The organism is Halorubrum marinum (genome assembly GCF_048381195.1).
In the GTDB taxonomy this organism is placed as follows: Archaea; Halobacteriota; Halobacteria; order Halobacteriales; family Haloferacaceae; genus Halorubrum.
Map to the genome: position 1 here is coordinate 381,245 of NZ_JBLWMM010000003.1, position 26,181 is coordinate 407,425.

The following is a 26,181-nucleotide window of genomic DNA, read 5'->3' on the forward strand; positions in this document are numbered from 1 at the left end:
ATTTAAAACTCAGCCCTCAAACCCCCGAATCCAGCGACTTCACCTCTTCTAGAGCGTAACTCGACGCAATATAATGTGATATTCACCGACGCGGCGTCCGTCCTACGCAAGGCTGCAATGGAATGTTCGGAATCGCCCAACGTAGAATCGTCCTCTTCTAACAACAATATGAGGGGTTTTTCTGGACACCCCCCGTGATCTGTCCAGAAGTACTGCTTGAAAACGGCTGTAGACCCCAAATAATTCTGGACACCCCCCGTCCAGAACCCAAATCATCGATATGACAAGATCTCTTGTTCCGTACTCTACGCTTCCTGTTGATCCCAAACGAGACCGAGCGCCGCTCCGAGGGCCATTCCGACACCGACTCCGAGACCAATATTATCCATCGCCACCCCAATGCCAACACCGAGAGCGAGGCCGACACCAACACCAATCGCAACTCCCTTCCCAGTTGTTTCTGAGTCAGACACGATATGAAACAGAGTCCCGTTGAGGGTATAACGTTACTCTCCGGTACTCTCATTCGTCGAAGATGGTCTCTCGTACCCGACCGCGCGCGATTTACTGTCTGATCGAATCCTCAGTGTTCAGCCAGAACCAGTGAAACTGATACAAGGGGTATAATCAGCATCGGTTTGAAACGGAGGTTGATTTCCTCAGTTTCGTTGGCGGTCAAGAGGCAATGAGGTGCTATTGTACTGCCTCGTCGATGGCCTCAACGAATTCCTCTGGGTGTTGAGACCCGACAAGCACGCCACGCTCGTTCGTCCGTTCGATCCAAACCCCTCGATTACCATATACGTTGTAGGCAACCTTCCCGGGTGTCCAGCGGATTCCCCATCCACCGAACTCTCGGAGTGGCCTGTACTGTTTGGCCTCGTACTGTTTGATCTCTGACCACGGTATTCGACGGAACGAGCGATGAAGCGGCCACATTTTGAGGTAGATGCCGTCGGCTCTCACTTCTGTCTTGAGACGAAGACTGTATACGAGTCCAGCGACCGCGCCGACAATAACGAGTCCGCCCCACGAAATGGGTCCCAGCACGAGCATGAGGAGCGCGACACCTCCGAGGAGTGCCCAGATCCACGGCTGGCGAAACCGCTGTACTTCATGGAACAGTGGGGCCTTCTCCATGAGTTAGTGGTACGCGAGTACCGCTATTCAGTACTGGGATTGACGGACATCAAGAGGCAACTGAGACAGGTACAGTACTGTGTCTGCAGCATCCAGCTGTTCTTTGTTCAACGGATCTGGGTACGTCAAAGGAGGGTGACCTACGCGGCGTCCGCAGGTGCTGGTTTGCCTCGACGATAGCTCCGAACGAACGCATACAGCAATCCAAGCAGGCCGCCCACACTCAGGACACCCGGGCCGAGGCTGATCGAAATCTCCTCTGCGGTGTTGACGAATGCGAAGAGGTACGTGAGTGTCCCCGGCGTCCCGACCGTTATCGACTCGACACCGAGTGCCGAGAGGAGTATCGGACCACCAAGCGCCAGGAGAATTCCCACGGCGAACAACGACACTGCGGCTCCGGAGAGTGCATCCCAGACGAGGGACGTAATCGACAGCGAACGCTGTCTATCGCTGTCCCGCCCGAGGATTCTGACGCCGCTTTCGTGATCGACGATGCGAATGTGTGCTGGGTAGCTTACCACCATGAGTGTCATCCAGATGTCCGCGACTGCCCCAGCGGCGTTCAACGTCAATGGAATGGCCAGCCAGCCCCACTCAAGAAGGATCATCAGGGGGATGCCGACGACCGTCATCACGACGAGGGGCGTCAAGAGGACCACGATGAACTGGTTGCGCGTGAACTCGTGGTCGGTCGTCGCATACGCATACGGGAGGACGAAATGAGCGACACCGACGCCGTAGCGAGGCTCGCCACCGTAGTATCGGATAGCGAGCCCATGAAGCCACTCGTGGGGGACGAGAATCGCCGTTCCGAGAAACACGAGGACGAGGATGTTCACTGGGGTTGCAAGCCACCCGACCGACTCCGGCGCAAATTGAAACGTTACAGCGTTCCCGGTTGTGAACTGGTAGAGGCCACTGAAGAGCGTCCACCCGACGAGCATTCCTAGCGTGCCGATTGCCAGCATCTGAATCGTAAGCCCACGAGTAAGTTCGAGATCGGCGAGAACTCGCTCAGTAGACAAGTTATCCATTTACCAGATTGTCATCCCACCTGCAGAAAAGCGTTCTCACGATACCAGATGCGCGCTCTCGATTCAACTTCGTCTGAGCGAGGCCTCAGAACTTAGTCAGAAGCAGCGAGACCGATACAGAGGGGAGTTCAGCAAGGGAGTTATGGAACACTACCTGGGCTGATTATAGGATACACGTGGACCGATATTTCGGTAGATTACCGCTGATATTGCGCTATCGGGTGGCGATGAGCACACCGGCCGACTCGGTGATGATTTCGACATCGGTGAGCGTGAAGCCTGCGTCTGCGAGGAGATTGGCGACCGTTCCCATCCGTGGCAGCGTTTCGTAGTCACTCTGGGTCTGCGTCGGCCCGAAGCACATCTTGTCGGCCACCACGACACACCGCGGATTCAACGCCGCGAGACCGTCGACGGCGGCGCGTAATTCGTCCTCGCCTCCCTCATCGTAGGCCATATACAGCGCGTAACTCGCAACGACGACATCGACTGATTCGTCAACGTTCGGTTCACGGAACGACCCGTGGTCGAACGAGACGTTCTCGATGCCGCGCCCTGCAGCCTTCTCACGGGCGTACTGGAGCCACTCGTCGTAGATATCCCGCCCGATCACGTGGTCACACGTAGACGCAAGTTCGAGCGCGACGATACCGGTGCCCGTCCCGATATCGACCACGGTATCCTCACGCTTGATGGGTGCGTGCGTGAGCAGATATGATAGGCACCGCTGGTACACCTCGTCTGTCTCGCTGTCCGCATCGTAATCCATCGGGGTGTAGCCGTGGTACTCGTGTTCCGTGTTTGTCATTGATACAGCGAATAGGCTGTGATGACAGATAAGGGTCTCAAGAATTATTGCTGACACGTACGAGCGATTCGCGCGCTGTATTCAGCAAGACTGCTGAAACCGATCACCGGCGGAAAGTTTCAACAAGGATAGGTGAAAAAAGCGGTTAGGTACGGTCTGCCCTCCCGCTCATTGGTGTGAAGCATTGACCGTGAGATCAGCTACCGAGTAGTCGCCGGAAGAAGCCAGGTGAGTCTGTTTCGTCGGGAGTTACGTCTGATTCTGCCGGCTGGTCGGTGACCTCACCATTTTCTGCTGGTCCGTCAAGGAGCTCGTCTACCGAGTAGCCGACCCACTCAGCGAAGTCTTCCGGTGCACCGATGTAGACACTCGTCCCGGATTTGTCAGACATGAACCGCTTGTCTAGGCGTTTCTCGTAGTCGTAGACCTCCCAATCTTCGCGGTCGAAGTCAGCGTTCATCCCATCGGGTTCCGATTCGAACTCGACACGACCACCTTGGATGTCGCGCTGCCATTTGAGCCTCCCCGTATCGTACATCTGCTCCGCTGGCTCTTCTGCAGGGAAGTACTCCGGGGGTTCCCGACCAGCCTCCTCGTAGAAATCACAGAAGATCTGGCGGACGTCTTCCACGGTGCCATTACCTTCGGTCCACGGCTGCTCTGCTAGCATCCGGCGAGCCACGTAGCTGAAAATCGGATTTTCCCGCTCTAACACTTCTGCGAGATCGTCTTGCGCCGCATGGAACCCCGGATCTTCTGGATTCGAGGGGAACGACACGTCCATACTGAGGATCTTCATTCGGTTCCGGAACTCCGATTTCGGCAGTGAATCGTTGGTCGTGAAAATCAGACACGGCTGATCGACACTGGTCGGCGTCCAATCACCCCAGTAGTTCCGGATCGGGCTCCACCCCTCGATCTTGCCCTTCTCCGCGTCGATAATAGCGTACGGGAAACAGGTGTCCCACTCCCGAACCCCGCGAATCTCATCAACACCCACGTCGTCCGCATCGACTCCGGAAATGACGGTGTTGTCCGAAACCAGCCGGAGAATGTATTCAGTGAGTTTGTCTTTCCCAGCGTCGCTGTTCCCTTCGATATACAGGTGCTGCAGGACGTTGTCGAGGGTCCGCGACGGAGATGAGAGCGCCTCAGCGTACTGGTTGGCGAACGGAGCCCAGAAACCGTAGAGGAACGCTTCGTACATCTGGGCCATTACGGCGGTCGGTGTCTGGGTGTACCCGTGGTTTTCCACCGTCTCGACATAGGACTCGATAGTATCGAGACAATGGTCCAGAACCTCCGGGGTCGGCGGATCCGTAGCGACTAAAATCAGGTCCTCATTATCGCCGATGATCACCTGCTCGGCTTCAGGGACGACGGACATCGTAGGGATTTCCGTTGATTCCCGAACCTGATTGTTGTAGGCGCTCAGCGGCGCTGTGATACTATGATCCTCGACAGTCGCACCGCGGGAACGGAGCGTAGAGCTGAACTCGTCGGCGACGTCTCTGTCCACTTTACTGGTCCCCATTCGGATTTTCTTCTCCGGCGTCCGAACCCGAGGCCGGTCTAACGTTTCAGTAAGGGCTGTTTCGTGGTCTGACTCAACGAGCCCCACATCGGGGGAGTCCTCGCTGTCGTCCTCTGCTTCCGAAGGGTCGTTCGGATCAGCTTCATCGTCGTCACCCGACCCATCTGGTTTGACGACCGTCCGGTCGGCCTTCTCCGGTTCATCGACGAATGCGACTGTTTCATCCGCTTCCTCAGGGTCTTCGACCGCTGCTGTTACCCGATCTGCGATCTCCTTCAGATCCTCCGTCGCATCTTGATTGAGCGCAGCCGTATCGCTCACGTCTAGATCTCCTGCCCCGACCCAGTACTCGATGCGGTTTTCGCGCTCTTCAGGAGTATCTGCGTCTTCGATGGCTTCGACCAGGCCATCAAGAAGCGTCTGGCTACTGTACCGGTCACGGTACTCGTCGATAAACGCTGCAAACTCCTCATCAAGCTCCGTCCCGACCTCAGTAGTGATTATCGAGATCTGGTTCGTATGGTACTCCCACGAGTTGACGGACAGATTCGCGGACCCATGAACGAGCTTCACCGTATCGTCCGGCATGACGATACGGTACATCTTTGAGTGGACGATCTTCCGATTCTTCAGTCGGACAGTCAGCCGCTCGTCCTGCCGGAGCTGAACGAGCGACCGCGCGGTCGAGACATCGTTGACCTGATTCGCGTAGTCGTTCGCATTCCCGACCAGCACGTCGAGCGAATCGATGTCGTACTCGGTCAGCATCCGAACCATCAGTTCCGGCGTCTCAGCGTACGTCACCGCATCTACGTGGCGAGCTCCCTCGAACAGGTCGAGAAAGTCTTCTCGCTTTTTCACCATCACCAATCGATACCCCGCCTCACCGGAACCGTAGAATTCCGGCATATCTGCGTACTTGTCGAACGAAATCTTCGCTGTTATCTCATCCATTGTCCTGACTGTGTTTACCTGATAAGTTGGACGCTCGTTCTTCTCACGGTGTCTCGACGACACTCACGCTCCACAGTGGCTGTCTCGAACCGCCGATCTCGCTCAATCAAGACTCTGTACCCCCGTCGAATCTCCTTCACCGAAGTCGGCAGACTCCGAGTGAGTAGGTTCACGCTGTTGTTGGTCGTGGGCCTCGCGCCATTCCTCAATGACGTCCCGGCTCCCGGCACCGTGGGGTGTGCGTCGACGCCGTACTTGAATCAGCGCTGGCGTGTTCATTGCATCTCCAGAGACGACCGCTTGCCCGGGCGTCAGGCCGGGCAACTCGCGGAGGACATCTTCACCCGCCGCCTCGACGGATTTCTTGATCGCGTCTTGGTCGTTCGGGTTCTGGATCTGCATCGAGATTTGCGTCCCGCACTGAGAGAGTACGTCCTGGTCGATTTTCGATGGGCGTTGACTGATGATGCCCAGTCCGAAGCCGAACTTGCGCCCCTCGGACGTGATTGTGCGCATGATATCGAGCGAGGGAGCGTCACCCGACGCCGGTGCGAATCGGTGGCCCTCCTCGAACAGCGCGAAGATCGGGTGATCGATTTGAGAGTCTCGGTCTCGGACGGCATCGAGACGTTCTCGGTACATTCGCCGCAGCAACACGGTGGTGATGAGTTGCTGGTTCCACCGGTCCAGCGTATCCATCTGCAGAACGGTACACTGCCCCGGGTCTACGATCTCGTCCAGCGGGACGTTGTCTTCGGGGTGGAAGAGATCGTTTCGCTCTATCGACCGGCGGAGCCGCCACTCCAGTGCACCGACACTCGCGTCATCCTCGTCGTAAATCCGGTGCATCTGAGCGATGAGCTCATCGACGCCCCACGTCCGACTCTCCTGTCGCTGCATCGCGCGCCATGCCGTCGACAGCCGCTCTTGCATCCGGTTGCTCGGGTTGTCCAAGATGGCCATGACGTCGCTGATGTTCAGCTCGGAAATGCGAACGCGAAGCCGCTCGGGATCGTAGTAGACGACGTCTGGTTCGTATCCGTCCTCTCCCTGGAACGCTTCTCGGCCCTGCATTTCCGCGAGAGTATCGTACTCACCATGCGGGTCGAACACGAGCAGGGATGCACGGGTGCTTGGGCGCATCATCTCTTCAATCAACACGGACGCTGTGTACGATTTCCCGCTGCCCGTGGATGCGAGAATCGCCAGGTGCGTCGAGGCGAATTCCTTGATCGGGACGTGGATGTTCGTCGCTTCGGGCGACCGATTCAATAGCCACCCCAGGTACGCAGTTCCGTCCAGTTCGGTTACGTCTGCGCTGTCCGTCTCGCACCCGAGGTTCGGAAGGACGGTTTCGAGTTGCTGATCCGGTGCAATCGATAACGGCGTTCCCGGGGACGGGAGCTGTCGCGGGTTGGCGAACGTGGTCATATCGGTGTCGTAGTACCCGATGACCGTCGCCCTGAGTCGGTACAGTTCGGTGTCGTCGGTCTGCACGCCGAGCGTTGCTGCGACGGTATCTGGACCGACTTCAGGGTCCGCGAGGAAGCCGTCCGGGAGCCCGCGAATCAATTCGCGATTCGTCACGCGGGCGAGCACCGACCGGTTCTCCCCATCGACGGCGACCGTATAGGTGATGAACTCCCCGGTTTTGATGGATTTGTCCGCAGGAGTGACGAAGACGAACTCGTTCGGATCCTCTCCAGGCCCGGCGACGGTGCCGACGACCGATTGCTTCCGGGACATCAGACCACCCCCCGGCGCTCGTGCGCCTGCCACTCGATGTTTTGTTCCACCACGTCCAGCACCCGCTGGTTCGGGTCATCCTCGGGGAGCATCCCCCGGAGTCGGTCGATGAGGGCGACAATGACTTCCGAGCCGAGGTCACCCGCGATATCGACGAGCCGGTCGAGGTAGGCCAGTTGGATCTGGTCGTCGACGGTGTGGAAGGAGACAGTCACCTCGTCCGGGCACTGGTAGACGGTGTCGTCGACCTCTAAGGTCCACCGTGGCATCCGGTGCGTTGGATCCGTAATCGTTCCGTCGTCGGTGATGACGGCTGTCCCGAGTAACGCGACGCCTGCGAGGGTCGTTCGCTCCTCGATATACCCGGGCGTGAACTGGGCTTGATCGTCTTGGGCTAACCGCGGGCCAGTGCGGCCTTGGTCAGGGTCGACGAGTTTCGTGTCGTAAATGACGCCCATGACCGCGTGTTCCGTGCCGTCGATGACTTTCTTGATGAACACGGGTTGCCCGAACTCCCGCTCGTGGAGCTCTGGCGGCCGGTCACAGTCTCGTTCTTTGAAGATCTCGACGACGTAGTCGAGATGGCTGTTCGAGGAAACGATGCTTCCAATCCGGACACACGAATCGAGGTTCGGGCTGTCCGAGTCTGTCGCTGGTTCTGTCATAGGGTCACCTCTGTAGTGCTGCGTGGTGGTCGAGCGAGCGGTGCGTCAGTCGTCTTGGTGGTGATGGCGTTCGTCATCGGCGGCGGAGTTCCTTGCTGAGTGCTTTGGCGTTCCATTCCAACGGGACGTCGTTCGATTCGGCCCAGCGCTGCACGACTCGATAGAACTGCTGGCGGTCCTGGTGATCCAGCACCGCATCGCTGTCCACCTGCTGGAGAATCTCTGGATACCCGCGCCCGATACCGGCCTCTGCGCGAACGATCTCGACGGTGTACTCGTACATCGACTCGTACCCGTCCGGGCCGTCGCTGCGGCACAGCCACCCAGGGAACTCGATACGGTCAAGCCCAGCTCCTGGCGGCACGTTCAGGTACGAGAACAGAATGTCGTCGCGGAACTCGTACGACGCTCCCTCGTAGGTCGCTTGTAAGGCGTCGATACTCCCGTCGCGTTTGGAAATGAACGGGATTGTCGTGTCACCCCAAGGGCTCATCAACTCTGTCAGCACGTGCGCGTCCGGGATGACGCGATCATCTTCGAACTCCTCACGCCAGAGAAGCCGCGTCATCTTCACAAGCTCCGTTGCGCTCGACCCAGCAACGTACCCCACCAGCGGGATCTCGTGATGCTGACTCGCCGCAATCACTCGGCTCAGCGTCGAGAGGTATCGTTCTCGGGTTTCTGGCTTCAACGGGTTCGCAAACGACGCGATCAACGGCCCGTCGTAGAACACTACTGGCGTGTGTTCGATATCGCCCGCGTCACGAGCCGCGGCCAGTTCCGACAGCTGGTCGATGAGGAGTTGCCCCTCGTGTTCGAAGCGGTGATGGCCGACGAGTTGCGAATCGACGAACCGATAGTCGCCGTCGTCCGATTCCTGCGTCACTTCGTCAGGGGTGAGCAACCGACCCTCGACACCTCGGTCGAGCCGCCCCTCTGCGTGGTGGTGATTCACCGCCCACGCCGACTGGACGTACGCGAGAGGAACGTTGAATTGCGTCGTCGGCGGTAACTGGGATCCGTCGACGGCCATCACGGGGATGTCGCGGACGATGCTCCGTGCCCACTCGTTGACCTCCTCGTGATTTTCCCACTCGTCACTCGCTTCGTGCGGGACGATGATGCTGGTCGCGTCATCGAACGCGTCTTCCGGGTACGCGCCCGGATACGACACGTCCTGTAAGGCCGCTCGTATCTCCTCGCTCGTCCACTCGTCAGGGAGGCGCTGGAACGCGTCCTGGTAGCGTTCGACGATTCCAGAGTCGTCTTCCAGGTACGCTTCTATCGTCTCGACGTTGGCCTCTAACTCAGTGGCGACCCCGCGTTTGTCAATCGGCATTAATTCACCGTCACCTCCGACGTCTGCCGGTCTTTCGTCACCGAGATGGTGTAGTCCGTCATCGAATCGAACGTCTCGTCGTGACTGATGACGGTGAGCTGCTCGAAACTATCCAGTTGCTTCAGCTGCGAGACCAGATTACGTTTCTTCTCCCGGTCGAGGTTCGCCGTCGGTTCGTCCAAGAACGCGACACCAACCGATGCGAGCTGTTCGAGGATGGCGAGCCGTACGGCAAGCGCGGCTGCCATCTTCTCACCACCGCTCAGCGTCGAGAACGATTTCGTCACGTCCGCGTCGTGAACGACGATCTCGTAGTCACTCGTCCACTCAAGCGTCTCGGCAGACGCACCGCGGATCGTCCGGAACAGTTCGTTGGCCCGCGCCCCGATCCGGTCGGTGATGATCTCTCGCATCTTCGGCCCGGCCTCCCGAACGTTCTCCCGGACCCATCCCGCGAACTGCTGATCGGCTTTCAACTCCTTCAACTGCTGGAGCGTCTCCTGGCGCTCCTCTAGCTTCGCCTCCAGACGCTCGATCTCCTCACGTGCCTCGCGGAGGCTCTCTTTCTTCTCACCCAGAGATCCTTTCGCCCGCTGTATCTCGCCTTTGAGGTCCTCGATGTCCGAGTCAAGCGTCTGCAGCCGTTCCTCGTCGAACGCTGCCTTCGTCTCTTCGAGTTCGGCTTCCGTCTCACCGAGGGCCTCTTTGAGGTCGGCCAGTTCCTCTTCAGTCTCGTCGACGGCCTGTTGCCGTTCCTCTACCTGCGAAGCCTGCTGTTCGTGCTTGATGTACGTCTGGTACGCCGACTCGGTTTCCTCCAGTGTCTCCTTGACCTCGGCCAGTTTCTCGTCCAGCCCCTCGTATTCCGCCAACTCGTCGTTGACGTCCTCCAACTTCGAGTTGGCAGCATCAAGCTCTGCACGCTTCTCCTCTAATCCGTCAGGGACGTCCGCGTGCTCCTGCACTCGGAACTCCGCAGTCTCGTACTCGTCATACGCTTCCTGCAGTTCCTCTCGCTCTGCTTCGAGCGCTGGCAGTTCCGCCAGTTCCTCTTCGAGGTCCTCTAGCGTCTCCTCCGTCTCCGACTTCTCTGACTGGAGGTCCTCGATCTCTGCTTCCAACGACTCGATTTTCTCACGGTGAACCGGGAGCTTGTCGGCGCGGCGCTTGACGTCTCTGGCCCCCTCCCGGCGGTCGCGTAAATCGGAGAGTTCCTCGCTGAGCTCCCCACGCTCTGTCTCGATGGCTTCGATCCGTTCTTCGCGCTGGTCGATTGCGTCCGACCGGTGCTCCTCTTTCAGAGGCCGATCACACGTTGGACACGGCGCATCCACATCCGTATCTCGTAACCGCTCCAACTGCTCTTCAAGCCGTTCCCGTTCACCCATCAGTTGCTGCCGCCGCGCCTTCCGCTCGTTAATCTCATCGTCGAGTTCTTCCGGATGCGTCGTCGCCTCCCACTCTTCCTCGATGGCCTCGACTTTCGCTTCGAGCGACTCAACCTTCTCTTGCTTCTCCTCGATGTCTCCGGCGAGCTCGTGGATTCGGTCCTGCAGTTCCTCGACCTCGCCCTCACGTTGCCGTAGCGAGTTGATCTTCTCGTCGAGTTCTTCGTATCTCTGTTTCTCGTCCTCGCGCGCCTCCAGTGTCTCTCGGGCCGATTGCAGCGTCTCTAAGTCGTCTTCGAGCTGGTTCACCTCGAATTCGACCGACGAGACCTCCTGTTTCTGCTCGGCTTTCCGCTCAGCAAGCGCGTCTCGTTCGCTCTCTCGTTCCTCCAGCACATCCAGCCGCTCACTGGCATCCTCGTGCCGCTGATACCCCTCACGGTTCTCCTCACACTTTTCCTGTGCCTTCTTGGCAGCGCGAAGCTCCTTCTCTGCGGTGTCCAGCTCTCCCTCGGTCGCCTCGATCTCTTGCTCTTGTGACCGGACTTCCTGTTCGAGGCTGTCGATTTCGTCCTGGACGGCCTCTAACTCTTCGTACTCCGCTTCTTTCTCTTCCAGCTCGTCGGACTTCCGGCCGATCTTCGCCTCGATGGCTTCGACCTCGTCAGTCAGCGATTCCGCTTTCGCCCGCTCGTCTGGCAGGTCCTGTACCGTACTCGTGAGCCCTGCAATCTCTTCACGGAGCTTCTGTTCCTCCTTCTCAATCGTGTCCGGGATGTCCTTGAGCCGATTCCAGGACTCTTCGTACGCGTCTAGGTTCAGCAGGGCATCGAACGTCGCCTTCCGACTGGCGGGTCGTTGCGCGAAGTCAGAGAGGAACCGCGTCTGCGGTACGCCAATGCACGATTCCCACAGGCTCTGCAGCTCGTCTTTGTCTTCGACGTCGAACCGGGCGCACAGCCACTTGACGAGCTGGGATTTTGAATCGATGTCCTGGTCGATCCACTCGTCGCCTTCGGCATCGTAGCGGTGCACACCGTAGTTCGACCGACCAGCGGAGCGCGTCACTCGGAAGCGCTGCCGGCCTTCCGAGGTTTCCTGTTCGAATGTGACCTCGACAGTTCCGGAACTCGCGCCCTCGCGCACGAAGTCCTTGTTGTTGAACGGCAGCGAATCGAACAGCGTGAAGCCAATCGCTTCCTGAATTGTCGATTTCCCCGCGCCGTTCTCACCGAGGATCGCCGTCACACCACCCTCAATCGGTACGACTGTCCGCCCTTCGTACGACTTGATGTCCTCTAACGCGACCTCGACAATCTTCATTGTTGCATCACCTCCGCCTCATCGTCGGCCTCTCCGCCCGGTTCACCAGTATCCGACTCCATCTCGCCGGCAGCATCCGTGTCCGAGAACGGATCCTCATCGATGTCGAGCACTACATCGTCAGCCATCTCCGGGAACAGGTCTCGCCGTGCGGAACTCACGGACTCGCGGATGTCTTCGACTGCCTCTTCGGCCTGCGCCATCTGGTGTGCATTACCCAGAACGTCGGCGACGTCTTCGGCCTGTTCGTCGTAGATGGATTCCTTCGCTATCGTCTCGAACACGCGGTGTTCCAGCGCCGCCGTGTTCAACCGGCCATCCTGAAAGACCTCGTCCTCGTCGATTTCCGAGATCAATTGCTGGACGTCTGCCGTCCGGATCCCCGTGTTCACCTGCACGTAGAGGGCCTCGCAATCGTTTTTCGCCCACTCCGCGAGTTCGTCCGTCCGGAAATCCCCGCGGCTGAATTGTAACGTGCCGCTGAACCGCAGGTCGATGATCGGCGCTCTGGGGTCGCCCTGCACCGTGAACTCCTCTTTTCGACAGTACTCATCAATCCGTGATTGTTCCCCGCGGACGTGGTCCTGGAACCCGGCTTCGAGTTCGCTTGGCGAGTCGTACTCCGTGACATCGAACTCGACCCGGCAGTACGGCCGCCGCTTGGTCGGGTGGTGGTCCACCTCGTACTCGACCGCGTTCTCGGCCTCGTCTTTGGTGGCCGTCAACGCGACCGAATGGTAGCCGTGCTCCCAGTCGTGGTGACCCTCGCGCGTGTTGTGGGCTTCTGGGGATCCAGGGTTGTAGATCCACCCAGCAGCATCGTACCGCTTGTGAATGTGCCCGAGTGCGAGGTAGTCCACGTGCTCTTTCACGTTACGGAGTTCGGCGTGGGTCACCGTCCCGCCGAGCGTCGGAACCTCGTCCTCCATGCCGAAGTGTGCCAGTAACACGGTCGCTGCCGGTTCGCCGTGCTCGTCGTTCGTCGCTTGAATCCCGTGTGCCACCTGTTGCAACGCTTGTCCGGTCCGCGCGCCTCGCCACTGGAGCCCGAATACTCGAACCGGGCCGTCGAACGCCGCAACCTCGATGTCGTAGAATCCAGCGCAATCACCGGGTTTCTCCGGGTCGTACGGTTCGAAGCGAGCGGTCTCCGAGTCAGCCTCCAGATCGGCTTTCAGAAATACGATGTGGCCGCGCCGGTGCAGGTAATTGAGCCACGTCACCTCGCGCGGGGTCAGGTTCTCGTCGTGGTTCCCTCGGGACACCAACACCGGCACGTCGTCCGGTATTCGGCTGAGCTCTCGTTCGACCTGGTCGAGGACTTTCGGGCGGAGGTCCCGGGAGTGAAATAGGTCCCCGGGGAGCAGGATGGCGTCCGTGTCGCGCTCGTTGACCATCTCTTGCAGTGCCGCGCGTGTCGTTGACACCATGTCGTCCTCTCGTTGTTTCAACCCGTACTGTCGGTGGCCGAGGTGCGTATCGGCGATGTGAGTCAGCGTTAACATGGTGGCTTCCACGTACAGTCCATCTAACCAATAGGTTTTAATAGTTTTGCCTGACTTGGATAGTTTGAGGCGTTGGAACTGATGGAGCCAGGTAACGACGACGAAGACAAGAAAAACCGCTTCCGAGAAGCCTTCGAACGCGGCCAACAGGGGCGCGTCGGGAGCTACGACGTCTGGTTGTCCGATCACGAGTTCCAACCAGAACTAGCCACCCGTGACCAACTCACAGCGTTCTTCCGTGAACACCCTGAGAAAGCGGTCAACCACGAGGACGCGCTTGACAAAGTCGGTGAGTACGCGGGTTTTGTAACCCGGCAACAGGAGGTCTATCACACGCCTGTGATCGGGCCGTCCGGGATCGGGAAGACGCAGTTACTCCACACGGTGGTCTCGTTTCTCACGGAACTCTCCGCGGACATCGGTACGAAGCTCATCGACGCAAAGGACCTCGGTAAGAAGACCGACGACGGGTTCCTCCTCGATGAGGTAGCTCACAACCTGACCGGACTCGAAACCCCAATCATCTGCATCGATGATTGCGGCCTAGACAAACGAATCGAAACCTCACTCAACGAGCTCCGGGACGCCGTGGACAGCGGTCTATTCGTGACGACCTGGACGCCCGAACGATGGGGCGTCAACCGAGGGCGCATCCAAGACGCCCTCCCGCCCTCGAACGAACTCCACCTCGATGCGTTCCCCCGCAAAGACACCGACGAGACGCTGAGAATCATCTTCGAGGTGCTCTCCGAGAACGAATTTACACTCCCGTCGGAAACCGTGGACCGTATCCACGAGCTAAGCGAGGGGATTCCGCGGTTGATTCACACCCTGGCCCTGGAGTCGCTTCAGGAGGCCTTTCGGAAAGAACTGGAGCCAGGGGACGTCGCAGCCACGAACTCGGCTGCCGACCGGCTCCACTTGGTCGATGCGAGCGCTCGCGTCCAAGACCTCTCGGAGTCGAAGCTCACGGTGTTGAAACAGATCCTCCAGCTGCCAAATGACCGAGGTGTCCAACCGGGCACGCTGGTCGAGGAGCTCCACCGAGACAAATCGACCATCTCCTATCACCTCCGGGAGCTCAGCGACGGGGGGTTTGTCGAACGCGACCGAGAGGGTCGGCGCGCGTTCTATCGTGTGACCGAGACGCTGGAACCGTTCATCCAACGACGAATCAACCAGGAGGCCGAGTTCGATGGCTAGCTACAAGATTGTGCCACTACGCGACGAGAGCATCGACACGGAAGCAATCCAGGCCGGGATCGAGGCCACCTCGGCATTCCACTCGGACGCCGACCTTCGCAGCGGAATGCTTCCACAGACGTTCAACGTGGGAGCAGACGGGATCTGCTGGGCGGAATACGGTCGTGAGGCGTACTACGACCTGACCACGCTCGAAGGTACCGAGCAAACGAAGCGCGCCGACCGGTACGCGGTCATCTTCCTCCAGAACGGGTACGTTGCCATCGCAAAAGCAACGAAAGAGGTCGAACAGGAGATTCTCACGGCACTCGCGGCGGTTCTCGATGAGGACGTGAAATTCGAGACCGTGGAGTTCGACGAAGAGGATCTTCGGACAGTCATCGAGGAATCCAGCCGCGTCCAACGTGTCGATGTCAGCCCGAACAAACGCGAACGACCGGACTACGTCTCAGCGCAAGACCGTGGTGACCTGCGGGAGACGGACTGGTGGGAGCAGTACTTCGGGGACACATTCGAACAAGTGCGTGTCGACCTCCCGAACCGGAACATCGCGGTCGAAGTCGGGTTCGACGACACCGGTCGCATCACCCTCTACGGCCGCGAGATCGAGATGGCGGTCCAGGCAGAGGCGATGCGGTACCTGACCGACGAAATCATCGACCCGTACAGGAGTCCGTCTGACTTCCAGGGTACTCTCGGAGGGTACAAATGACGAGTCAGCAACCGACCGAATTGGACTCTCGGGCGACCGTGAGTGGTCACCCAACGATGGTCTCCTGGTCGCGGGGGAAACCCAGACTGTACCTCGCTGACACGGACGGCCCGATTGACCTCGCCGGACTCGTCGGAGAAGAGATTCGCATCGACGTCCAGCCCGGATTCCGGTGCCAGCACTGCGGTGACCGAGCTGACGCCTCTCCTTGTGAGGAGTGCCAGTCGAAGCCACCTTTCCAACAATGCGTCTACACGCCCGGAACATCCTGTACGTATCAGGACTGCCCGTTCCCGGCGTTCAAACGACGGTCGTGTGCGCACAACTTCGTCGTCTACCTCGTCGCCAAAGACAAGGTGAAGGCAGGCATCACGCAAGCAGATCGCGCTGTGAGTCGCTGGGCGGAACAGGGCGCGACGCACGGCATGATCGTCGCTCGAACACCGAACCGGCGCGTCGCTGGTACCGTCGAGGACGCGTTGGAAGCCGTTGTGTCGACAGCATCGACGAAGGAGTGGTACGACCCGCTGGACGAGCCGAAACACGCACTCATGGACGCCGTCAAGTTGTGCCGCGATGTCCTCACAGGGCCGCTAGAATCGTTCTCGACGGTTCCCAACGACGAGACCGCTCTCGATGACCGAATTGTTCGAATCCCCGCTCACTTCGCCGGGGACGATGCGACTGTCAGCACCCTCCCGAACATCACCGTGGACGAAGGACTACAGTCAGAGGTGCTCGGTGTCCGGGGTCAGATTCTAGCGACCAAGGACGCTGTTGTGAACTTCGACCAGCTGCAAGGGAAACAGGTCACGGTCGAAGCGCCTGCAGAATGTCTCCCAGCAACGGAGGCCGCACAATGAAACCAGTCAACCTCGACGAGAACTCACTCAACGACGTACCGGTCGGAGACACCTACGCTGTCCGCTTCACCCTCGACGCAGTCTTCGAGAATGAAGGTCAGTACCCACGCCGCAACTTGAAATTCACAGACGGCGGTGGTGACGACCGAACCATCACGATGTGGAAGAACTCCGCACCAGCGGAGATCTACGACGAAGACTACGACAGAGGAGCCACGTACCTCATCACCGCTGTCGAGTACGATATCGACGAAGGCAACGACGGGACGAAATACCAGAACCTCACCGTCCAGAGCGATGCACAACTCCTCGAACTGGAGGGTCCCCCGACCACCGAGGAAGCCCTCGAAGACGGGCTCGCCGAAACCCCCGACACGTCCGCCGACAGCGGCGACCACGGCCTCACGACGTTCCGCGCCACAGCTGACCTGCCGGAGTACGGCGTCTACGAGTACGAACTCGTTCCGAAGCAAGGATACCGACCCTCAGGGCAGAACACGCTCCGCGCGACGTACAAAGCACGCCGCAAAGTCCGGCAGCAACTCGATGTGACACCCGTCGTTGTCGGCAGCGCGTTCAAGCTCGTGTCCCTGGTGAAACTCGCGCACGAACGCGTGGACCTGCCTCGCTTCGAGATCAACGAGGTCGGCACTCGACCGGTCATCTACGCGGACGCGGACGACCGGGAGATCCTGGGCGAAATGCTCGGTGAAGTCCTGAAGAACGCGAAACGCGACCAGTACGATATCCACGGCATCGACAAGGTCCTGGAGATCGACCCGGTGATCGAGAAAGAGGGGTTCCGCCTGCACGAGCGGTATAACCTCACCGTCGAGGTGCTCCCCTCGCGTGCCGCCTACCTACACGTCGATTACCGCCACCGGATCCTCTCCGACCGGACACTCGACCAGCTTGACGACGACGAGATCCATCCGGGACTCCGGGTGACACCCTCCTACCGAGACAGGGGGTTGTACGTCATCGGCGTCGGCCCAGAAACCGTCACCGACAAGCTCCACATCGAGGGCAACAAGAGTCTCGTCCAGTATCACCGCGAAGAGCCCTGGGTCGATCCAGCGAAAGTCGACGAGATCGAGAACGCAGACCGAGAAGTCATCTGGACAGTCCGTCAGCGCGGCGATGGAACCGAGATGGCGTTCCCACCAGAACTCCTCGCACTCCAAGGGCACCCTGAGAACCTCTCTCGATTCGCACCGGACTTCGCGGAGAAACAGCGGCTCAATACACGCCTGTCAGCGCAGCAGTGCATCTCGAACGCAGAGAGCTTCGTCGAACAGCTCGGCCCACTCCAGTTCGACGGGCACACCATCGAGTTCGAATCCGACCCGCTGCTCGGCGATGAGAACATCTCCGTTCAGGGACTCTTCGACCCGGAAGCACACGTGCTCCAGTTCAGTAACGGGCAGACCGGGACACACCCGAGCGACGTTACCCGCCTCGGCGTGTACGAGGCACCGGATCCCTTCCGCGTGTGCCACATCCGGATGGAAAAACGGGACGACCGGATCCAACGGGGCTGGTCCAGGCTCGAAAGCAAGCTCGAACAGATCGGGGCCCCGCCAGACGAGGTCGAAGAGGTCACCTTCGACGCGACGATGTCGGCCGACCAGCTCAGCATGGAACTCGCCGCTGAAATCCCGGACGATAACGACTACGACGCCGTGTTCTGCACACTCCCGCCGAAGAACACCAGGCATTTCGACACGGTTGAACCGGGGCGTGTCTACGACGAGGTGAAGAAGGTCCTTGCCACGAAAGACCTCAACAGCCAGTTCGCCCACGAAGCGACGCTCGACGAGCCCTTCACGATCATCAACATCGCCCTCGGACTGGTCGCCGCTGCCGGCGGCATCCCGTTCACCATCGAGCGCGCGTTGCCTGGTGACTCTGAACTCCACCTCGGCATCGACGTCACCCACCAGTACGACGAATCAGCCGACGGGAACCACATCCATCTCGCCGCCGCAACCACCGCGATCCACGCTGACGGGGCCGTCCTCGGGTACACCTCGTCCCGACCGCAGTCCGGGGAGAAGATCCCACCGAAGGAACTCAAAGAGATCGTCAAACAGGCCGTGATGGGGTTCCGAACCCGGTACGACCGGTACCCGAACCACATCACGATCCACCGGGATGGCTTCGCCAACGAAGACCTCAGCGCCGTCGAGACATTCCTCTCCGAACTCGATGTCGCGTACGACGTCGTCGAGATCCGAAAGCAAGCCCCGGCCCGCATCCTGAAATACAGCGGTGCGCACTTCGACACACCGCAGAAAGCAACGGCAGCAATCTACGAGGACCTCCCCAAAGCAATCGTCGCCACGTTCGGCGAACCCGAAACTCTCGCCAGCAGAGAAGGCACCGGTCTCCCTCAGCCCATAACCGTCGAACGCGTCCACGGCGAGACGTCCATCGAGACGTTAGCCGCACAAACGTACCTCCTGTCACAAGCCCACATCGGCGCATCGAACGCCACCGCACGCCTCCCCATCACGACGATGTACGCCGACCTGGCAAGCGCCGCTGCCGCTCGCAAGCACCTCCCCCCGACGAACAAACTCCGCGACAAAATCGGGTTCATCTAACAACCACCCATGACAGGCGATACTGACTGGACCACGGACGGCGATGGGCCTCTGGAGTTCCTGACACTCCCCGCAGCGACGCTCGACCGCGTGTCACAGCCCGCGGTCCGGGACGCCGTCCAGTACTTCACTCCAGGACTCATCACAATCCCGGGGCCACGAACCCCGACCGCAGAAGCCACCGCCCGTGACGCCGCCCCAGACATCCCCGTCCTGCATCCACAACTCGGTCGCGGCAGTGACCGCGTCCACCACTACCGGTACACCCCTGACGCCGGTGTTCACGAAGCCCCCGACGCCGCCCCACCACCCGAGACGATAGACATCCTCGCCGTCCAAACAGAGGACATCCTCCCTCGCCTCCAGACCCAACTGACATCGGGTGAGCGACAGACCGGCTCCGAAGCGGCGACGTTCCTGTTCGTCCCCGAACTCACTGTCGAGTGGGATACAACGACCCTCTCGACAACCCTGCCGCACGCCGAGCAGTTGGCGGCGATCACGGCCACGGCTCCGGAACCAGTCACGGTCCTCGCCGGCGGGCAACCAGCAGAGTACTACCACGAATGGGAGGTGCCGTACGAGCACTCGTCAGTCACCGTCCCGATGGCTGGACTCGGGGCGACAGAGCACGGTGGTGCGATGTTCGCACAGTACACCTGCACCCCTCGCGGGACTATCGCCGCAGAAGCTGTCGACGCCGACCAGTTCGGACTCAGAGCATTGAACGGCGTCGGGCAGTCCACCGCCCAGCGACTCCGCACACAGGGCTGTCAAACCACGACCGATGTCCAGAACCTCGCCGTCAGTACCCTCACCGACCTACCCGGAATCGGACAGACAACCGCCGAGAAAATCCACGCCCACGCCGACGTTATCGACACTGGCGAGCCAATCGTCCTCACGAACAAGACACCAGTCAAGACCCGTGACGACCGCCCGCCGCTCTGTCTCGACATCGAAACCGATGGCCTGTCACCCACCATCATCTGGCAGTTCGGCGTCTACGACCCGGCGACCGACACCTACCAAGCGTTCATCGAAAAGCAACAGCCGAAGGATCCGAAACCAGTCCTCGAAGCCTTCATCACGTGGTTCATCGCCAACCACCGAGACCGGACCGTACTGACGTGGAACGGGTACAACTTCGACTACCGCCACATCACGCAGTTCCTCGAACAGCACCTCCCAGAATACGTCGAAGCCTGGGACGACATCTGGACGTACGACCTGTACAAGTGGGCAGTCCGCGACGGGAACGCCCTGCTCCCCGGACGAACCAACAAACTCGATCACGTCGCTCGCGCACTCGGTCACGACTCCGCAGGGACCGGACTGACCGGTGCGCAAACCGCAACCGCATACCAGGAATTCATGCGGAACCCCGACTCCCCAGCAGCCGAACTGGATTGGGACCGTCACAAGACGTACTGTGAAGACGACTGCCGAGCGCTCTGGCACGTCTACCAAGCCATCACGAACGCCACACGCCGCGACATGACCGACAGCGGCACCGGCGGCGCAACCGGCCAGCAAACCGGGCTCACCGACTTCTAACAATGAGTGACAACACCACCTCAACCGACGCGACCGCTCGCACCGACGTTGACGCCGACACCATCATCGACACGTTCCCACGTGTCAGCCTCACCTCGGACTCAGAGTACATCGAAACCATCGAGCTCCCCGCGGAACCCGCAGACACGACACCGACCGCGGAGGTTCTCCGCCCGGAACTCGCCGACCCGTACCCGTACGACCTGTTCAGCCACCAAGCCGACGCCCTCAACGCACTCGAAACAGGTGACAACGTCGCCGTCACGACCTCTACCTCCAGCGGGAAAACCCACATTTACGGCCTGCACATCGCACGGAACCTCCTCGACGCCGGCGTCCTCAACCCCGATGGAACGAGAGCCGCCGACCACAACGACGCGTCAACCGCGCTGTGTGTGTACCCGATGAAGGCGCTCACCAAAGACCAGCAGGAGGCCCTCGATGACCTGTACGAGCAACTCGGGTTAGACATCCGCGTCGAGATCTACGACGGGGACGTCACAGACGGGCGGCGTGCCATCCGCGAGCAAGCCGACGTCATCCTCACGAACTTCGCCGGGCTTAACGTCTACCTCGAACACCACGACAAGTGGAGCCGCTTCTACAGTGCCCTCGACCTCATCGCCATCGACGAATCCCACACGTACACCGGCATCGAAGGGATGCACGTCGCGTGGATCCTCCGCCGGATGCAACGCGTCGCCGACTACTGGGGCGGTAACCCACAGTACGTCCTCACCTCCGCCACAATCGGCAACCCCCGCGACCACTCCGAGGAACTCATCAACGCTCCCGTGACCGTCATCGACGACGACGGCTCACCCCACGGCCCACGCGACGTCATCCTCTGGAACCCCCCGCCGCGCGACAAAACCCGGGACTCCACGCCCGACGAGGAGTCATTCGATATCGACATCGACGACGGAGCTGACTCAGAAGCAGAAGACGATGAGGAGTTCGTCGCCGAGCGCGTTCCGGCCAGCGTCGAAGCGCCGAAAGTCTTCAACCACCTGACCTCACGCGACATCCGCACATTACTGTTCTGCGAGAGCCGCAAACTCACCGAGCTCAGCATCCAACGCGCAGACGAGCATCGGCGGACCAACCCTCGGGAATACGACCGTTCGACCACCGTGGGGAGAGAGGCGTACAACGCCGGGCTCGGTCGCCGCACGCGGCACTCCCGTGAACACCAGTTCAAAACCGGTGTCCTCACCGGGCTCGCCACGACCTCCGCGCTCGAACTCGGCATCGACATCGGCAGCCTCGATGCGACCGTCCTCATGGGCTACCCCGGCCAGCGGCAGTCCTTCTGGCAACGCATCGGTCGCGCCGGCCGCGAAGCCAGCCGCAGCGTCGCCGTCCTCGTCGGCGACCACCGAACCCTCGACCAGTACATCCTCACCCACCCCGAGTACCTCCTCGAAAACGACGTCGAAGACGCCGTCGTGGACACCTCGAACAACTCCGTCTTCGCAACCCACGTCCTCGCCGCCACCGACGAAATCGCCCTCGACGAATCAGACATCGACACGTTCGCCGACGAAGACCGGCTTCGCGCCGCCGTGAAGATGTGGCGCGAAGCCGGGTTTGTAGACGGCTACCTCGACGCCGCCGTCCACTACTCCGGCCCAAGCCGGCCACAGACACGCGTCAACCTGTACGGCACCACCGGCACCGACTACCGCCTCCAACTCGCAGACGACGTCGACCGCGACAAATGGGGCCTCCCCGACGATCTGGACTTAGAACCAATCGAACAGAACCGCGCGTACCGCGACTACCACGAAGGCGCAGTCCGCCTCCAGAACGGTCAGCAGTTCGAAGTCGTCAACATGGACGAGGACCGCCCGCAACCCATCATCGAACTCAAACCAGTTGATTGCGAGTACTACACTCGCACCCGCAACAAGGTCAACGTCCTCGACGCCGAATCCGAAGAATCCCGCGAGGTCAACGGCTTCACTCTCCACTTCGGCCGCGGCACCGTCCTCGTCCACCACCACTCCTACGACCAACTCTACATCGGCAACAGCGACCCGAAACAACAGGCGATCCCGACGGAAACTCCGCCGATCCTGATGGACACGCAGCTCTGCTGGGTCGAAGTCCCCGAAGACGTCGAAACCGCCCTCGTCCGCAAATACCAGGACTACGGCATCGAAACCGGCGTCGATCCAGAAAACACTGGGATCGCCCACCTCGGATACATCGCCGGGCTCCACGCCGCCGAACACGCCACCATCCAAACCGCCCCGCTCGAACTCCGCGTCGACAAGAACGACCTCGGCGGCCTCGCCACGCTCGTCATGGACACCCACTACAGCCATCCTGAATACGACGACATCACCGACTCCATCGGCGACTCCTTCGAAGCCGCTACCCACGCCCTCGAACAACGCACCCAGGAACTCACCGGCCGCACCGCATCCGGCTGGTTCATCTACGACGGCGTCGACGGCGGCCTCGGCTTCGCCCGCGCCATCTACGAGAACTTCGAAGCGCTCGCCGAACGCGCCCGCGACCAACTCCGCGACTGCAACTGCGGCCAACCCAACGGCTGCCCCGCCTGCACCTTCGACGAAAACTGCGGCAACGACAACAAACCCCTCCTCCGCGCCTCCGCCATCGACGTCCTCAACCAACTCCTCGGCGCAGAAGAGCGAGAAGACCTCGCCGAGCACCTCCCCGACGACGAACACGGCGGCGACCGCCGCCCCGTCGTCTTCTACTCCTGAAACAGGATTCGGATTACGTCGCTTCCAGACTAGGATTGAGTTTCAATCGGTACAAATCGACATTGTCGTCCGCTACTGCCCGCTTCACCCGTGTAGAGAAATCCTCCGCAATCAAGATACCACGCACCTCCTCCTGAGTCTCCCGCTTCAAATCATTCATATATCCCTTGATCTGACCAACTGCATTATCGCCTGCCTCGCCCTTTTTCAGCTCGACAACTACCCAACCATCCGAATCTTCCGCTAGGACATCGATATCACCAACAGGAATCGGAGATTCATGCTCTGTAACCGTGAGACCGCTATCTATTTTCTGAAGATTCCTCATCGCCCAAACATGCATATCGTCCTCCGATGATTCTAGCGAGATCGTCGATTCAATTTCCTCGGTCGGAATCTCTGGTGCTCGATTCACCACCGCTTTGAGATCCTCTCGGGAACCACCAAAGCTAGCCAACGTAGCTGGCGTATAGACTTGAGGGCAGTTAGAGGGTAGTTCGTCCTTGGATACTGGAGTGCCCCAGTCATACCATCTGACAGTACGATGATATCGATGGTCATCGAACGGGAGGTTGGGATGCTTTACGTATTCTGGCTCACTGACCTCACCAACGCCCACTACCAGCCCCTTCGGATTCGGTGCATAGACGATCACCGTGTCGCCTTCGCGCATTCCATCTCCCCGTTTTGTTTTCCCCAGAAAACGGGCCACTTGACGGCCAGCACCTGCGTCCTTGCTTTTCTCTACAATCTCCTCTGCGCTTTGATCCCGGAAATCACCAACCGAGCGTGCCCACCCGACCGTGACAATGTCCTGTTCAAGCCAATCAATAGCTAACGACCCACCATGGCCGGCAGTCATCCGCCACCAATTGTTCTCTTGGTTTGCCATAGCGCGAAGAACTTGTAGAACTCATTTAAATGTGAATGTACAGACATCCGAAATAGTACTATTCCAGTACGACTGCGAGCAAATCAGCAATGAATCAATCCGAGTAAACGTTATACGGTAGCTGGTAGCTACTTTGGTTGTAGTTGGGATATTGTCGTGAGTGAGAAAGTCACCACCGAAGACCAAAACGAGTCAGAAGAGGTAGACGGTTCTCAAGTCGATGAAACCCCAGAGCTCCGGCCCTCCCGTCAACAGGAGCGTGACCATTCCCCGGATGCGTATTCCTCGGGGTACGATCCGTTTGGTGAGACTCGCGTCGGTATCGGGAGTGCTGGCGGAAAGGTAGAGAAACTGATCCGGCACAATGAAGGCCGGCATCGTTCCGACGGCAATCACAGCACCCGTGAAGCAGTCCGCGATAAGGTTCGTGTGACGGAGGCGTTCTGCTCTGCTCTCGATCTCCCCGCTCATCAGCAACAAGCGGCAGTCACCGCGATGACGACGATGAATCTTGATCGGTTCGGTCGGCAGAAACGCCTGTCAAAAGTTGCTCTCGCCACGATCAAAGTCATCGTCGAGTGGGACCGATTCAATCGGATCCCTGACGAAGCCTTGCCGGATCTCGATGCCGACCGACTCCCGCCGCGGATGCTGGAACAAGACGAGTTCCAAACGCTGCTGGAGGAACAAGAGGTTTCGAAATCCGATCTCTACAGCGTATCCCAACTCGTCAAACGCGAACTCAAAAAACACGACCACTTCCCACTGTGACTGCGGCTACCTGCCCGCTGCATCCGCTAACGAAGTCTCATCGGACATAGATACCCCCTTCCTCTGCCGGTAAATACGCTGAGGTAATTAAATATGAGGTTGGAATGTCTGGAAGTGATTTTCTTTTAAGTATTCCCTGCGACAATATGCGGGATGAGGGTCGTCGGTCGTCGGTTTCGCCATAAGGCGAGACGACGGTCCGGCTGCCAATTATCGCGCGAAGTTCGCAAGCCCTTCGTCAAGCAGGGTGTCCGGCTTGGCCCCTTCGTAACCCCTCTTCAGAAGTGGCCAGTTTACGGAGACTCTGCTTCAGCTACGAAGGGGTACTCCATTACGCACGCGAGCTTCGAGGCTTCGGCCCAGCCAACCGCTTCGGTGTACACTCCATCGTACGCGCGAGGTTCACGCATCGCTTCTCGTCGTTAGCCAGCGACGCCCCTTAGAGACCCTTCGACACTCCCCCAGAGAGCATCATCCCTCTCGACGGCTCACCTCGCAGGGTCTCCTCACCAGTTCGTATCACCGCGCCCAGTGGCAACACTGGCCAGCGCAGATACACTCCCTACGCAGCCACTGGCACTGAAACGGCGACGCACCACCACACGCGGCTCCTTCAACCAATGTCCAGCTACACCAACCTCGACCAGACGTATCTCCCGCCGATCAAACAGCACGCCCGCGACCGCTGGCACGAACGCTTCCCCACGGACCGCCCGCTCGAAGCCGCCTGGCGCACCGCCAAACCCGTCGATGCACCCGCAGCCCGCTGCAGCCACGCGCGCCTTTACGAACCCGTCGACGCACTCATGCTCGTCCGCGACGGCTGGCTCCGAACCGTCCTTATCAACGACGGTCGCCTCGCCACGACCGGCCTCGTGATGTGCGAAGCTTGCGACGACCTCGTAGACCCGATCACGGACACGCGCTGCCCAACCTGCGGAGAACCACAACCCGCTGTCCAAACCTGCGGGCAAGTCACCGTCATCCGTGGAGGTGGTCACCGATGAGCAGCCCACCGTTCCTCCACATCGACGAGTTCGACGGCACGAACGGGTTCATCAAAACGAAAGCGTTCGTCAACTACACCATCGACCTCAACAGCCACACCCCACACCAGAAAGTCATGCTCGGCAACAGCGACCGCGGCGACGTCCAACGCCCCTGCGTCGTCTTCAACGACGACATCACCCTCGACGAAGGCTGCGGCTACGTCTTCGGCGGCTTCGACAACCTCTGGCCAGACGGCGAAGAGATACAGTTGAAACTCGCCCAAGGCGCGTGGATCCGGAAGATCTACGACCCCAACGACGAGTAACGCTCCTCTCACCGTTCCGCACTCGAATCAGGATCTGTACTCGCATCGATAACCGTCCTGCACAGCCCAGTTTAATGAAGAAAGG

20 protein-coding genes are annotated in these 26,181 nt (G+C 59.7%); 9 read left to right on the top strand and 11 right to left on the bottom strand.

Features of this window, described 5'->3' with window-relative positions; all coding sequences use genetic code 11:
- Positions 1 to 305: 305 nt before the first annotated feature.
- The 10 genes from ACNSN4_RS16550 to ACNSN4_RS05770 form a co-directional block, all read right to left on the bottom strand.
- Complete coding sequence (locus ACNSN4_RS16550; RefSeq protein WP_496923284.1) at positions 306 to 473, bottom strand: glycine zipper domain-containing protein; 168 nt, start codon at positions 471 to 473, stop codon at positions 306 to 308.
- Positions 474 to 693: 220 nt separating this feature from the next.
- Positions 694 to 1,140: a DUF6141 family protein gene (locus ACNSN4_RS05730; RefSeq protein ID WP_418284819.1), complete on the bottom strand. Its 447-nt coding sequence runs from the start codon at positions 1,138 to 1,140 to the stop codon at positions 694 to 696.
- Between the two features lie 140 nt (positions 1,141 to 1,280).
- The gene (locus ACNSN4_RS05735) at positions 1,281 to 2,177 is read right to left on the bottom strand and encodes a DUF3267 domain-containing protein (RefSeq protein WP_418284820.1); all 897 of its coding nucleotides are present in this window, start codon (positions 2,175 to 2,177) and stop codon (positions 1,281 to 1,283) included.
- 214 nt (positions 2,178 to 2,391) lie between these two features.
- Positions 2,392 to 2,985 (bottom strand): class I SAM-dependent methyltransferase, encoded by a 594-nt coding sequence (locus ACNSN4_RS05740; protein ID WP_418284985.1) that lies wholly within the window; start codon positions 2,983 to 2,985, stop codon positions 2,392 to 2,394.
- 196 nt (positions 2,986 to 3,181) lie between these two features.
- Positions 3,182 to 5,473: an Aq_aa27 family P-loop NTPase gene (locus tag ACNSN4_RS05745; RefSeq protein ID WP_418284821.1), complete on the bottom strand. Its 2,292-nt coding sequence runs from the start codon at positions 5,471 to 5,473 to the stop codon at positions 3,182 to 3,184.
- Positions 5,474 to 5,575: 102 nt separating this feature from the next.
- The gene (locus tag ACNSN4_RS05750; protein WP_418284822.1) at positions 5,576 to 7,219 is read right to left on the bottom strand and encodes an ATP-binding protein; all 1,644 of its coding nucleotides are present in this window, start codon (positions 7,217 to 7,219) and stop codon (positions 5,576 to 5,578) included.
- Positions 7,219 to 7,884, bottom strand: a complete 666-nt coding sequence (locus ACNSN4_RS05755) for a DUF8166 family protein (protein ID WP_418284823.1) — start codon at positions 7,882 to 7,884, stop codon at positions 7,219 to 7,221. Before ACNSN4_RS05755 ends, ACNSN4_RS05750 begins: the two co-directional genes overlap by 1 nt.
- 73 nt (positions 7,885 to 7,957) lie before the next feature.
- Positions 7,958 to 9,223: a DNA double-strand break repair nuclease NurA gene (locus tag ACNSN4_RS05760; RefSeq protein ID WP_418284824.1), complete on the bottom strand. Its 1,266-nt coding sequence runs from the start codon at positions 9,221 to 9,223 to the stop codon at positions 7,958 to 7,960.
- Complete coding sequence (locus ACNSN4_RS05765; RefSeq protein WP_418284825.1) at positions 9,223 to 11,934, bottom strand: AAA family ATPase; 2,712 nt, start codon at positions 11,932 to 11,934, stop codon at positions 9,223 to 9,225. Before ACNSN4_RS05765 ends, ACNSN4_RS05760 begins: the two co-directional genes overlap by 1 nt.
- Positions 11,931 to 13,439: a metallophosphoesterase family protein gene (locus tag ACNSN4_RS05770; RefSeq protein ID WP_418284826.1), complete on the bottom strand. Its 1,509-nt coding sequence runs from the start codon at positions 13,437 to 13,439 to the stop codon at positions 11,931 to 11,933. The genes ACNSN4_RS05765 and ACNSN4_RS05770 overlap by 4 nt, the downstream gene beginning before the upstream one ends.
- Positions 13,440 to 13,520: 81 nt before the next feature.
- Between ACNSN4_RS05770 and ACNSN4_RS05775 the strand changes: the two genes are divergently transcribed.
- The 6 genes from ACNSN4_RS05775 to ACNSN4_RS05800 are packed head-to-tail and all read left to right on the top strand — an operon-like array spanning position 13,521 to position 23,118.
- The gene (locus tag ACNSN4_RS05775) at positions 13,521 to 14,642 is read left to right on the top strand and encodes an ArsR/SmtB family transcription factor (protein ID WP_418284827.1); all 1,122 of its coding nucleotides are present in this window, start codon (positions 13,521 to 13,523) and stop codon (positions 14,640 to 14,642) included.
- Positions 14,635 to 15,354 carry a hypothetical protein gene (locus ACNSN4_RS05780; RefSeq protein WP_418284828.1) on the top strand — a complete coding sequence of 240 codons (720 nt, stop codon included), beginning with the start codon at positions 14,635 to 14,637 and terminating at the stop codon, positions 15,352 to 15,354. The genes ACNSN4_RS05775 and ACNSN4_RS05780 overlap by 8 nt, the downstream gene beginning before the upstream one ends.
- Complete coding sequence (locus ACNSN4_RS05785; RefSeq protein WP_418284829.1) at positions 15,351 to 16,217, top strand: DUF2797 domain-containing protein; 867 nt, start codon at positions 15,351 to 15,353, stop codon at positions 16,215 to 16,217. Before ACNSN4_RS05780 ends, ACNSN4_RS05785 begins: the two co-directional genes overlap by 4 nt.
- Entirely contained in the window at positions 16,214 to 18,823 is a 2,610-nt protein-coding gene (locus tag ACNSN4_RS05790) for a Piwi domain-containing protein (RefSeq protein WP_418284830.1), read from the top strand. The genes ACNSN4_RS05785 and ACNSN4_RS05790 overlap by 4 nt, the downstream gene beginning before the upstream one ends.
- A gap of 9 nt (positions 18,824 to 18,832) precedes the next feature.
- The gene (locus ACNSN4_RS05795; protein ID WP_418284831.1) at positions 18,833 to 20,380 is read left to right on the top strand and encodes a ribonuclease H-like domain-containing protein; all 1,548 of its coding nucleotides are present in this window, start codon (positions 18,833 to 18,835) and stop codon (positions 20,378 to 20,380) included.
- 2 nt (positions 20,381 to 20,382) lie between these two features.
- Positions 20,383 to 23,118: a DEAD/DEAH box helicase gene (locus ACNSN4_RS05800; protein ID WP_418284832.1), complete on the top strand. Its 2,736-nt coding sequence runs from the start codon at positions 20,383 to 20,385 to the stop codon at positions 23,116 to 23,118.
- Positions 23,119 to 23,131: 13 nt separating this feature from the next.
- On the opposite strand, the gene ACNSN4_RS05805 is transcribed toward ACNSN4_RS05800, so the two are convergent.
- A complete protein-coding gene (locus tag ACNSN4_RS05805; protein ID WP_418284834.1) occupies positions 23,132 to 24,010 on the bottom strand; it encodes an endonuclease NucS domain-containing protein in 879 nt (292 codons plus the stop codon).
- 156 nt (positions 24,011 to 24,166) lie between these two features.
- Between ACNSN4_RS05805 and ACNSN4_RS05810 the strand changes: the two genes are divergently transcribed.
- The 3 genes from ACNSN4_RS05810 to ACNSN4_RS05820 all read left to right on the top strand — a co-directional run bounded on the left by ACNSN4_RS05810 (position 24,167) and on the right by ACNSN4_RS05820 (position 26,096).
- Positions 24,167 to 24,781, top strand: a complete 615-nt coding sequence (locus tag ACNSN4_RS05810) for a DNA-directed RNA polymerase subunit epsilon (protein WP_418284835.1) — start codon at positions 24,167 to 24,169, stop codon at positions 24,779 to 24,781.
- 620 nt (positions 24,782 to 25,401) lie between these two features.
- Positions 25,402 to 25,788: a DUF8122 domain-containing protein gene (locus tag ACNSN4_RS05815; RefSeq protein WP_418284836.1), complete on the top strand. Its 387-nt coding sequence runs from the start codon at positions 25,402 to 25,404 to the stop codon at positions 25,786 to 25,788.
- Positions 25,785 to 26,096, top strand: a complete 312-nt coding sequence (locus ACNSN4_RS05820; RefSeq protein ID WP_418284837.1) for a hypothetical protein — start codon at positions 25,785 to 25,787, stop codon at positions 26,094 to 26,096. Before ACNSN4_RS05815 ends, ACNSN4_RS05820 begins: the two co-directional genes overlap by 4 nt.
- Positions 26,097 to 26,181: the final 85 nt, after the last annotated feature.